Source organism: Gilliamella sp. B3783, assembly GCF_026536125.1.
Taxonomy (GTDB): domain Bacteria; phylum Pseudomonadota; class Gammaproteobacteria; order Enterobacterales; family Orbaceae; genus Gilliamella.
On record NZ_JAFNOU010000009.1, the window covers coordinates 39,131 to 51,218 of the forward strand.

The 12,088-nt window shown below is 34.9% G+C and carries 12 protein-coding genes; 9 read left to right on the forward strand and 3 right to left on the reverse strand.

Going from position 1 to position 12,088, the window contains the following annotated elements:
- Positions 1-58: 58 nt before the first annotated feature.
- Positions 59-1,222, reverse strand: a complete 1,164-nt coding sequence (gene pgk, locus J3U59_RS09980) for a phosphoglycerate kinase (RefSeq protein WP_065634120.1) — start codon at positions 1,220-1,222, stop codon at positions 59-61.
- Between the two features lie 226 nt (positions 1,223-1,448).
- Between pgk and rpsT the strand changes: the two genes are divergently transcribed.
- The 4 genes from rpsT (at position 1,449) to dtd (ending at position 3,771) form a co-directional block, all read left to right on the forward strand.
- Positions 1,449-1,712: a 30S ribosomal protein S20 gene (rpsT, locus tag J3U59_RS09985; protein WP_065634119.1), complete on the forward strand. Its 264-nt coding sequence runs from the start codon at positions 1,449-1,451 to the stop codon at positions 1,710-1,712.
- A 120-nt stretch (positions 1,713-1,832) separates the two neighbouring features.
- A complete protein-coding gene (locus J3U59_RS09990; RefSeq protein ID WP_267334165.1) occupies positions 1,833-2,480 on the forward strand; it encodes an SPOR domain-containing protein in 648 nt (215 codons plus the stop codon).
- A gap of 5 nt (positions 2,481-2,485) precedes the next feature.
- Positions 2,486-3,328, forward strand: coding sequence for a virulence factor BrkB family protein (locus J3U59_RS09995; protein WP_267334164.1), 843 nt, complete (start codon positions 2,486-2,488; stop codon positions 3,326-3,328).
- An 8-nt stretch (positions 3,329-3,336) separates the two neighbouring features.
- On the forward strand, positions 3,337-3,771 hold the full coding sequence (dtd, locus tag J3U59_RS10000; protein WP_267334163.1) for a D-aminoacyl-tRNA deacylase: 435 nt from the start codon (positions 3,337-3,339) through the stop codon (positions 3,769-3,771).
- A gap of 105 nt (positions 3,772-3,876) precedes the next feature.
- Here the strand turns inward: dtd and J3U59_RS10005 are convergent, their stop codons facing one another.
- The gene (locus J3U59_RS10005) at positions 3,877-5,235 is read right to left on the reverse strand and encodes a histidine-type phosphatase (RefSeq protein ID WP_267334162.1); all 1,359 of its coding nucleotides are present in this window, start codon (positions 5,233-5,235) and stop codon (positions 3,877-3,879) included.
- A gap of 279 nt (positions 5,236-5,514) precedes the next feature.
- Here J3U59_RS10005 and dauA point away from each other — a divergent pair, with 279 nt between their 5' ends.
- Both dauA and J3U59_RS10015 read left to right on the forward strand, forming a co-directional pair.
- Positions 5,515-7,188, forward strand: a complete 1,674-nt coding sequence (dauA, locus tag J3U59_RS10010) for a C4-dicarboxylic acid transporter DauA (RefSeq protein ID WP_267334161.1) — start codon at positions 5,515-5,517, stop codon at positions 7,186-7,188.
- A gap of 183 nt (positions 7,189-7,371) precedes the next feature.
- On the forward strand, positions 7,372-7,917 hold the full coding sequence (locus J3U59_RS10015; protein WP_267334160.1) for an HdeD family acid-resistance protein: 546 nt from the start codon (positions 7,372-7,374) through the stop codon (positions 7,915-7,917).
- A 111-nt stretch (positions 7,918-8,028) separates the two neighbouring features.
- Here J3U59_RS10015 and rsgA read toward each other — a convergent pair whose 3' ends face one another.
- On the reverse strand, positions 8,029-9,057 hold the full coding sequence (gene rsgA, locus J3U59_RS10020) for a small ribosomal subunit biogenesis GTPase RsgA (protein WP_267334159.1): 1,029 nt from the start codon (positions 9,055-9,057) through the stop codon (positions 8,029-8,031).
- A gap of 79 nt (positions 9,058-9,136) precedes the next feature.
- Here rsgA and orn point away from each other — a divergent pair, with 79 nt between their 5' ends.
- The 3 genes from orn to hemH are packed head-to-tail and all read left to right on the forward strand — an operon-like array spanning position 9,137 to position 11,980.
- A complete protein-coding gene (orn, locus tag J3U59_RS10025) occupies positions 9,137-9,700 on the forward strand; it encodes an oligoribonuclease (protein WP_267334158.1) in 564 nt (187 codons plus the stop codon).
- A 22-nt stretch (positions 9,701-9,722) separates the two neighbouring features.
- The gene (gene waaA, locus J3U59_RS10030; RefSeq protein ID WP_267334157.1) at positions 9,723-10,988 is read left to right on the forward strand and encodes a lipid IV(A) 3-deoxy-D-manno-octulosonic acid transferase; all 1,266 of its coding nucleotides are present in this window, start codon (positions 9,723-9,725) and stop codon (positions 10,986-10,988) included.
- A gap of 14 nt (positions 10,989-11,002) precedes the next feature.
- On the forward strand, positions 11,003-11,980 hold the full coding sequence (gene hemH, locus J3U59_RS10035; protein WP_267334156.1) for a ferrochelatase: 978 nt from the start codon (positions 11,003-11,005) through the stop codon (positions 11,978-11,980).
- Positions 11,981-12,088: the final 108 nt, after the last annotated feature.

Genomic DNA, 12,088 nt, shown 5'->3' on the forward strand with positions numbered 1-12,088 from the left:
TTTATATAAAAAGTAAAGGATGAGTGATTGGCTCATCCTTTTTTATTAAATGTCTTAATTACGCTTTAGCTCTCGCTTCTAGCATTGCAACAGCCGGTAATTTTTTACCTTCCACAAATTCAAGGAAAGCTCCACCACCAGTTGAGATATAAGAGATTTTATCTTCAATTCCGAATAAATCAATTGCAGCTAATGTATCACCACCACCTGCGATTGAAAAACCTGCACTATCAGCAATAGCTTTCGCTACAATTTCAGTACCTCGACGGAAATTCGGGAATTCAAACACACCAACAGGGCCATTCCATAAAATAGTTTTGGCTTTTTTGATGATATCAGCTAATGCTTCTGCTGATTTATCACCTAAATCAAGAATTTGTTCATTTTCTTTAACATCTTTTACTGATTTTTCAGTGGCTGTAGCCGTTTCGCTAAATTCAGTAGCCACACGCACATCAGTTGGAACAGGAATATGGCAATTTGCCATTAATTTTTTTGCCTCAGGAATTAAATCTGCTTCGTAAAGTGATTTACCAACATTATAACCTTCAGCAGCAATGAAAGTATTCGCAATACCACCACCAACGATAATTTGGTCAGCGATCTTTGATAAAGAATCAAGTACTGTTAACTTAGTTGATACTTTAGAACCCGCAACAATCGCAACCATTGGACGAGCTGGGTTATCAAGCGCTTTACCTAAAGCATCTAATTCAGCAGCTAATAATGGGCCTGCACAAGCAACTGGCGCAAATTTACCAACACCATGAGTAGACGCTTGAGCGCGATGTGCTGTACCAAAAGCATCCATAACATAGATATCGCAAAGTGCGGCATATTTTTTTGATAAAGCTTCATCATCTTTACCTTCGCCGACATTAAAACGTACGTTTTCAAGCACAACAAGTTCACCTTCTTTAACGTCAACACCGTTAAGATAATCTTTAACTAGGCGGACAGGAAATGAAACATGTTCTTTTAAATAATCAACAACAGGTTGCAGTGAAAATTCTGGATTATATTCTCCCTCGGTTGGACGCCCAATATGCGAGGTTACCATTACTTTAGCACCTTTTTTAATTGCCTCTTCAATTGTTGGCAATGATGCTTTAATACGTGCATCAGAGGTTACTTTACCATTTTTAACTGGCACATTAAGATCTGAACGAATAAATAGACGTTTTCCTTTTAGATCAAGATCTTGCATTCTAATAATAGACATGAGACATCCTCTTATGAAATATAAATAAAATAAATTTTACATTATTCTAACATAAAAAATAAGATTAGGTTACTTTCATTAACGCTTAAATAGTAAACATTTACGTTAAATACTTAATCGAAAAGCCACAAAATTTTTTTATCTAACAGCATTGACAAAAGAAAGAAAATCAGGCATATTTTGCCGCCTTATTAATATCTAATTTTTCTAAATTTGGGAGTTGACTTTGGCTAATATCAAATCAGCTAAGAAACGTGCGGTTCAATCCGAAAAACGCCGTAAACATAATGCTAGTAACCGTTCAATGATGCGTACTTATATTAAAAAAGTTTACGCAGCTGTTGCAGCTGGTGATAAACAAACAGCTGAAGTAGCATTTAAAGACATGCAAGCAGTTATTGACCGTCAAGCGGCTCGTGGTCTAATCCACAAAAACAAAGCAGCACGTCATAAAGCGAATTTAATCAAACAGATAAAAGCATTAGCTTAATACTTTATTCTGTTAGTTACTATAGTTAATTAAGAACCTAGCAAAAAGTGGTGAAAACCACTTTTTTTATTTATGTGCTAATCATTTATCAATAACAAATAAAAACAAAGAGAGTTTATTGTGGTTCAGCGTGATTATGTGAGAAAAAAGAGCCAATCTAAAAAAAATAAGTCACGAAATATGCCTAATTTAATGATATTATTAGCTATTATCATTATTATTCTGTTCTCTGCTATTCTCTACTTTGTTTCAAATAATAAACCTACGCAAATTACTGAACAGCCCAAAGCGAAAACTCAACCTCCGGCAATCACGTTACCAGAACAACCCCAAGAAAGATGGACATATTTAAAAGAATTAGAAACGCCAAATGCTAGCTCTAACGCTCAAACAAATTCTGTTGCAAGTGAACGACAACAAATTCTCGATAGTTTTGTTAATAATTCACGTCCTGTTACAACCACACAAAATACCAATAACACGAATAATGCTAACACACAAATAACAACGACTTCAGCCCCATCACAAACAAGTCAAATAGTGAATACCTCAAATAAATGGTCACTACAATGTGGAGCTTTTAAAGATAAAGCTAATGCTGATACACTAAGAGCCAAACTTGCTATGACAGGAATAAGTGGTAATATTTCTGCAGGTCAACTGTATCGTGTGACTGTCGGACCTTTTACCAACAAAAATGAGGCTGATAAAACAATGAGCTCGTTACTCAGTAATGGTATTAACAATTGTGTTGTTTCTAACAAATAAAAACGATGAAAACATTTAAGCACATACAACTGTTCTCAAAAATGTTATGGTGGCGGATCAACCATGACCGTTTAACGACATCATCTGCAGGGTTAGCTTATACCACGATACTTGCACTAGTACCGTTGATTACGGTAATCTTTTCTTTACTGTCTGCTTTTCCAATGTTTAGTGAAGTGAGTCGATCATTGAAGCAGTTAATTTATAGTAATTTAGTACCAACAGCCAGTGACACTATCCAAAACTATCTGGAACAGTTTATTGCCAATACAAAGAAAATGACTGTGGTTGGGATAATCGGACTAATTGTCACATCGTTATTATTGATCAATTCAATTAACACAGCTCTCAATCATATTTGGAAAACAAAACGCAAACGCTCATTAATTTATAATATAACCATTTATTGGACAATATTAACCTTAGGCCCTATTTTGGCTGGCAGTAGCGTAGCGATAAGTTCATATATTTTTTCGTTAAAATGGATTTCTACAGCGATAACCAGTAACCTACTAATTAGCATTTTACCATTTCTTATTTCTGTTATTGGTTTTTGGTTACTTTATAGTATTATTCCTACCGAATCTGTCCCTTTTAAAGAGTCATTTATTGGCGCAATCGTCGCTGCAGTCTTATTTGAAATAGGAAAGCGAGCATTTTCACTTTATGTTAGCTCTTTTCCTACCTATCAATTGATTTATGGTGTGGTATCTTCGATACCTATTATGTTGGTTTGGATTTACTGTTCATGGTGTATTGTGCTATTTGGTGCAGAGTTTGCCGCGACATTGACTGACTATAACCGCCAACAAAAACAATCTATTGAAAATCAGTCTCAAGTGGAATAATAAAATCTATGATTGCCTTAATACAACGCGTTACGCAAGCCAGTGTTACTGTTGATAAACAAATTATTGGACAAATCAACCATGGCCTACTTATTTTATTAGGTGTTGAGCAAGGTGATGATCAACAAAAAGCCACTCGATTATGTGAAAAAGTTCTAGGCTATCGTATTTTCAGCGATAGTGAGGGAAAAATGAATTTGAATGTTCAGCAAGCTAAAGGTGAGGTATTAGTTGTTTCTCAATTTACACTTGCTGCTGATACCCAAAAGGGAATGCGACCTAGTTTTACTAAGGGAGCAAAACCCGACGAAGCCAATAAACTCTATCAATTTTTTGTCGAGCAATGTAAAAAACAAATTAATACCCAAACTGGGCAATTTGCTGCCAATATGCAAGTATCATTGATTAATGATGGTCCGGTTACTTTTTGGTTACAGACTTAAAATATTATTCATGCCTCAACAAATAGATTAACTAAAAAGTGAATTATTTTACCGTAAAAGACGAATAAACAATTTCAGTAAAATTATTATTTATCACCTTTATAATCATCTTAAATTTTTTAACATATCTATTGCTGATGCTTGAGGGGATAAACCTAATTTATTTAGCTTAGTAAGATAATATTGTTTTACATCTTCCCAATAGTAGTAAGGATAATGTTCAGTTTTGACAGGAAGATGCACTTCCTGCTCATTTAACAGAATCTTTACCAGTATCGGTTGATCTACTTTTTTACTTTTATAAAAAATCCATTGAATATTCGCCATCATAGGAATAATTTTATCTGCCTGCCAAACCAAAGGATATTGTACTATCGGATTTGCAACTGTTGCAGTCCCTTCTATTTCAAGTAAAGTCGCCAAAGGCGATACGGTTTCGGCATGGGCAAAACGCAAATTAGCGTCAATATTATTATTCTTTATGGCAAAATCTGCTGTATTTAACATATCCCATAGTAAAGGTGCAGCTATTTTAATCTGAATACCATTTGCATCAAAGGCTGGACCTATTTGTAGATAATTTTTTACAGTAACGATATTATTAAATTGTGTTTTTTCATCTTCATGAAAAAATGAATTAAGATCCACATGATTTTCTGCTAATAATTGTGGAGAAAAAGCGGGTAATTCTTGATACAACTGATAAACTGCAATAACAAAATCCATTGATTTTATGGATGAATTTTCATTAATTTCAAGACCTTTATCTAAATGTTTTTGGATAAACTCATCACTAAAAATTCGGTGTAAAAAATGGTACCCCATCTCCCATGAATCTGGCATATTTTCAATCAATTTTACTGCATTTTTCACTTTTTTACTTTGTTTAAATTCCTCATAAGCGGGGGAATACTCGAAAAAACGCAATAATGTTTGTTGATCTTCTTGCTGTTGCGTGACGTTGATTTGAGGATATTTTGAATGAAAAGCTTCAACAAAAATGTTTGCTGTCTCTTTAGCTCTGGGTGAACTTGAAGAGATAACCTCAATTTTCTGACCTTTAAAAACAGAAGGATAATTATTCAACATCCGCTGACTGATTAAACGAATATTTTGTCGTCCCAGATCGGTTAGAGCGCCATAATGGCCTTTATTCAATTGTGTAATACGGCTAATTTGGTCAAGCAAATCTTTACCAAGATGCGTCAACTGACCCTTGTTTTCAGCGATTAATAAAGTTTGGTAGGCAATATCTTCATATTTTGATTTGCTAATATAACGCGATCCATGCCGCCCAACATGATCAATATAAAAAGCATCGTAACCATCAGGCGCTGGTGTGTATGTGTATTTCGAATCAAAATGATATGCAGTTTTAGATCCTGCCGCTATTTGCTGTTCGGCAAATCCCATACAAGAAAAGGCAAATAAACACAGAGCACAAATTTTTTTGGCATAATCCATAAAAATACTCCTGACAATTAAATATCTATTTACCAAACTTCTCAGTAAAAAATTAACTTATATAACACAATAAACGTTTAATTATAATGTAGCCAAATTGAATGTTTCAGATAGTATTGTGATCAGTCGAATTAAATCATTTAATTTTTATTCTACCTATTATAAATGGCAAGGTCAAAAAACAGATTATTATTTTAAGTCATCTCTTTTTAATTTTTGTAAAAAGGATTATCTTATTACCCATTAAAAATAACCTTTGCTTAATTGATAAAAAAACTAATGAAATTATATGGATTTACTGGTACTAAAATTTGTTGTGCTTTCATTTCGGCATGTATAACAACCCCTTATAACCTCACTCGCTTTTTTAAAGACCTTATTGCAGGCATTACAGTTGGTATTATTGCAATTCCGCTAGCAATGGCACTAGCTATTGCCAGTGGTGTACCGCCTCAACATGGACTTTATACGGCAATTATTGCAGGATTAGTCATTGCATTAACAGGCGGATCGCGTTATAGCGTTTCGGGTCCAACTGCTGCTTTCGTTGTTATTTTATATCCAGTTTCGTTACAATATGGATTAGCTGGATTATTAGTAGCGACACTATTATCCGGTTTTTTTCTAATTTTAATGGGCGTTGTAAGATTAGGTCGATTAATTGAATATATTCCTCTACCCGTGGTTTTAGGTTTTACATCTGGTATTGCAATTACTATTGCCACCATGCAGATCAAAGATTTTTTTGGCTTAACACTCGAACACATGCCCGAAAATTACATTACAAAGGTCATTGAATTAGCAAAAACATTACCCACTATCAACATAGCCGATACCCTAGTTGGAATCGTGACATTAATTGTCTTAATTGTCTGGCCAAAATTTCGAGTAAAAATATCAGGTCATTTACCTGCCTTAATTGCTGGTATTGCCGTTATGTTTATTTTTAAACAATTTGGTTATCAAATTGAAACCATCGGTTCTCGATTCACTTATACGTTAGCCGACAATAGTATTGGTCATGGCATTCCATCGGTGTTACCTGAATTCATTTTGCCATGGCAATATACGGATTTTAATTTAGACTGGTCTACGCTCTCCGCGCTGCTCCCCATTTCACTCACTATGGCGATGTTATGTGCTATTGAATCACTGCTTTGCGCTGTAGTATTAGATGAAATGACTCATACCAAACATCATTCCAATAGTGAATTGATCGGTCAAGGGTTGGGAAATATCATTGCGCCATTTTTTGGTGGAATTTCAGCAACAGCAGCTATCGCACGTTCTGCCGCCAATGTCAAAGCGGGTGCGACATCCCCTGTTGCTGCAATGCTACATTCAATCATTGTTTTATTAGCGCTTATCTGCTTTGCTCCACTTTTATCTTATATCCCGCTTTCAGCAATGGCAGCATTATTATTAATCGTGGCGTGGAATATGAGCGCAGTACAACGCGTAATTTATATCATTAAACGCGCACCTAAAGATGATATTTTGATTATGCTTATTTGTATGTCTTTAACCGTATTATTTGATATGGTGATTGCTATAACACTTGGCATAGTCTTAGCTTCAATTCTATTTATGCGTCGCATTGCACATATGACACGTTTGGTTGAAATCAATCGAACCAATGAAAAAACATTAGTTCTCCGCATTAATGGACCACTATTTTTTGCCGCTGCTGAGCGCACCTTTTCGGAAATTTACCAGAAAATAAATGGCTATGAGCATATTGTATTACAATGGGATGCGGTGCCTATTCTTGATGCTGGTGGATTAAATGCATTAATTCATTTTATTGATGAATTACCAAAACAGGTTGATTTATCAATTTGTGAATTACAATTTCAGCCGCTAAAAACAATAGCGCGAGCTAAAATTGTACCTGTTCCAAATAAATTGATGTTTTTCTCAACACTTGATGAAGCACTGAAAGATAAAGAATAATTTTATATTTAGTTTTATTATATTAACGCTATAAAAACACAACAAAACTCAACCCTAATCATTGTTGTGTATATTGTATTAAACTGTAATAGCTTATCTTTTTTCGTCAATCGCTATTGGCAAAATTATTGATAGGCATATACCCAACAACATAAATTAATCATGACAATATAGGAAATGCATATGATAACTGATTTAAACAATATTAATAATCTCAAACAAAAATCAAACTGGTTTATTTTAGTTGGTATAATTTTAATCGTGTTAGGATGTTTAGCACTAGGCTATCAATTCGTCGCAACTGTCTTTTCAGTGTATTTTATTGGAACATTAATTTTAATTGCAGGTATTGCTCAAGCAGTACACTCTTTTAATATTAAAGGTTTTGGACAATCAGCGTTATGGGCTGTAATGGGCGTTTTATATATTTTTATTGGTTTAATGTCATTTTTCCAACCTATCGCTGTATCATCAGCGTTAACATTAGTGGTTTCTATTCTACTGATTATGAGTGGCTTTACTCAAATCTTTGCGGCAATGAACAACCGCTATTTACCACGCTGGGGATGGGTTTTAACCTCAGGAATCATCACATTAATTTTAGGATTTATGATACTTGCAGGTTGGCCATATAACAGCCTTTGGGTATTAGGCATGTTTTTAGGTATTGATCTTATATTCCAAGGTTGGGCATATGTAGCAATTGGTTTTGCACTTAAAAATCGATAGCCTAAACTCAAAAGTTGCTCACTAACTTAGTGTATAAATTATGTGAGCAACAACTTTCACTAAAATGATGTCATACTCTATAATTGATGTTTGGCAAATACAACCAAATAACTATTTGTAATTTTTATTCGTTTTTGCTTTGACTTCTTTCATGGATTGTAAAATTCGATGATAGTTATCAAGCCTTGAAGGGGCTATTTTTCCATCAATAACCGCTTGTTGCAACACACAACCTGGCGTTGTTAAATGATCACAATCACGGAATTGGCATCCCCCTAAATAATCCGCAAATTCTTTAAAACCACTAATAACCTGCTCAGGTTCTAAATGCCACAAACCAAACTCACGAATACCTGGAGAATCAATAATGTCGCCACCATTAGGCAGATGATATAACCTCGTTGACGTGGTGGTATGTTGACCAAGCCCAGATATTTCTGAAACATCGCCTGTGAGTGCAAATTGCGATTGATGAGGTAATAATAAGTTAATAATACTTGATTTTCCCACCCCTGACTGCCCAACTAAAATAGATACCTTATTTTGTAAGGTCTGTTGTAACGCTATAATGCCCTGCTGATCTTGACAAGAAACAAAAAGCACCTGATAACCAATTTGGCGATATATGGCTAATTGACTTTCAACGTCTTTACGTTGTGAATCAGTAAGCAAATCAATCTTGTTTAACACAATAATTGGCGTGATGTCTGTTGCCTCACAAGCAACTAAATAGCGATCAATAATATTAAGCGATAATTCAGGCAAAACAGCTGAGATAATGACGATTTGATCGACATTCGCAGCGACCGGCTTAACACCATCATAAAAATCAGGACGAACCAACTCTGAATGGCGAGGGTAAACGGCCTCGATAATACCATTGGTATTTGGCTCTAAACTTTCACGCCAAACCACTTTATCGCCAGTCACCAATGAAGGTAAAGTTCGACGAATACTACATCGACAAATTTTGCCTAAACTATCCTCCACATCCGCAGACTTACCAAAACGGCTAACAACCACACCATCACTTGGTGACGTGAAGTTGGCTAAGTTTTCATCTGACTTTATGGCTAAACGTTGTTGATGTTTCGCAGCCATGCGTCTTTTTTGATTTTGAGATAATTGATTTTTTGCCACAGTCAATAATTTTTACTAAAACAGTTTGACAGTTATGCTACACTAGTCAGCATTAAAAAGAAAATTTCTATGACATATTATGACTACATCATCACAAGTTAACAGTAATAATCTTATCTGGATTGACCTTGAAATGACAGGTCTGAATCCCACTGTTGATCGCATCATCGAAATCGCCACAATTGTGACTGATTCAGATCTCAACATTGTTGCTGAAGGTCCTGTTATTGCCGTACATCAATCCGATGAACAACTGGCGCTGATGGACGATTGGAACAAAAATACCCATGGAAAATCAGGTTTAATTGAACGCGTTCGTCAAAGTCAAATCAATGAACAGCAAGCAGAACAACAGACCATCGAATTTTTAAAACAATGGGTACCAGAAAACTGCTCCCCCATTTGTGGCAACACTATTGCACAAGATCGTCGTTTTTTATTTAATTACATGCCTAATTTAGAACGTTACTTTCATTATCGTTATTTAGATGTCAGCACTATTAAAGAGTTAGCCAAACGTTGGAAACCTGAGATATTAAAAGGAATAAGTAAACAAAGTACACACCAAGCGCTTGATGATATACGCGACTCAATTGCTGAACTTACTTATTATCGTAAGTATTTTTTTAATGTAACCCAATAATTAGACATGTTGGATAATTGTTATGCAAATTCTATATAATGTCCTGTTATATATTATCCAACCATTAATATGGATAAAATTACTGTGGCGTAGCCGTAAAGCACCAGCTTATCGCAAACGTTGGTTAGAACGCTATGGTTTTTGTAAACACAAAGTCAAACCAAATGGCATTTTAGTTCATGCCGTATCTGTTGGTGAAACCATTGCCGCCATTCCGCTAGTAAAAGCGTTACAGCAGCGATATCCCGATTTACCTATTACTGTTACTACAATGACGCCAACAGGTTCAGAACAAGTAAAATCATTATTAAAAGATAGTGTCAGCCATGTCTACTTGCCTTACGATCTACCTTGTGCATTACATCGATTTCTTAAAATCGTATCACCTAAATTGGTGATTATTATGGAAACAGAACTTTGGCCCAATTTGATATCCCAGTGCTATAAACGCCATATCCCAGTGATTATTGCCAATGCTAGGTTGTCAGAGCGATCGGCTAAAAGGTATGCTAAGTTAGGAAAAACGATTAGCCACTTATTGGCTAAAATTAGTACTGTCGCGGTACAAAATCACCAAGATGGCGAGCGTTTTATATCGCTAGGCTTGCCAAAAGAACATTTGTCCATCACCGGCAGTATCAAGTTTGATATCAACTTAACAAATCAACAGCAACAACAAATAATCGCATTAAAACAACAATGGCAATTAAATCGACCGGTATTAATTGCAGCAAGTACACATACTGGTGAAGATGAAATTATCTTATCTGCTTTTAAACTATTACTGCAAAAACACGCTAATCTTTTATTAATTTTAGTACCCCGTCATCCTGAACGTTTTAATACTGTTGAAAAGTTAATTAATGATGAAGGTTTTAATTACATCAAACGCAGTAATCAACAAATACCAACGCCCCAAACACAAATAATTTTAGGCGATACAATGGGAGAATTAATGGTGCTTTATGGTATTGCCGATATTGCCGTAGTTGGAGGTAGTTTCGTCAAACACGGTGGACATAATCCATTGGAACCCGCTTTACACCATATTCCTATTATCAGCGGAGAGCACTATTTTAATTTCAACGTTATTTGTGAACAGCTCATTGCTGATAATGCAATGATTATTAGTGATAGTTCAGCCAATAAATTGGCTTTATTCGTTGATAATTTATTAACTAACCCAACTCACTGCAAGCAAATTGGCGAAAAAGCACACTATGTGTTAAAACAAAATCAAGGTGCTTTAGCTAAGTTACTTGCTATTATTAACCATTATCTTTGTTAATCGAAGGGTGATTTGTGGATAAAAAACAAGGCTTATTATTAGTGAATCTAGGCACACCTAGCAAATTAACACCAGATGCAATAAAACAATATTTAACAGAGTTTTTATTGGACAAGCATGTGGTCGATTTACCTTATTTGTTATGGTATCCCATTTTAAAATATCTAATATTACCCAAACGTGTTCCCTATATTATAAATCACTATAAAAAAATATGGGTCAATAACTGCTCGCCTTTACTCCACTACAGTCAATTATTATGTGACAAGTTACAACATGAGCTACCAGAAACTCACTGCGAGCTGGCAATGACTTATGCTCAACCCGATATGCAGTCGGCACTCAATAATCTTAAATCATGCAATAAAATTACTGTATTACCCTTGTTCCCACAATACTCTACCACGACAACGCTTGCAGTATTGGATAAATTAAAACAGATGATTAAACGTGATAGTCATTTTAATAATATTAACTATATTCGCGATTATGCTGACAATCCATGTTATATTCACGCGCTTTATACACAAATTGAACAGGCAATTTTAAAAAATGGAAAGCCGGAAGTATTACTACTTTCTTATCATGGTATTCCTGAACGTTACCGCAAAAGACGTCAAGAAGATTATATTGAGCGTTGTCAACTCACTACCGAATTATTGATAAAAAAATGTCATCAAAGTGGTCTTGATTTATCAATTCAGATGGCTTATCAATCGAAATTTGGTAAAGGAAAATGGGTCGAACCTAACACCAGTGATATCCTACAAAATCTAGCGAATACTGGTATCAAACATGTACAAGTCATGTGCCCTGGCTTTTCCGCTGATTGTATTGAAACCCTATACGAAATCGATGATGAAAATCGGCAAATATTTCTACAATCTGGTGGTGAACAATTCTATTATATTCCAGCACTAAATGATTCTCGTTTACATATTGAATTAATAAAAAGTTTGGTTAATTGTGATAAAACCTATCCTTTAACCTAAATTAGTCGACATAATGTTAAACATTAATCATAACCACTAATTAAAAGTCTAATCACTTAAAACGCATATATGCTTCAATTATAAATTCGAAATTGATTACAATTAATG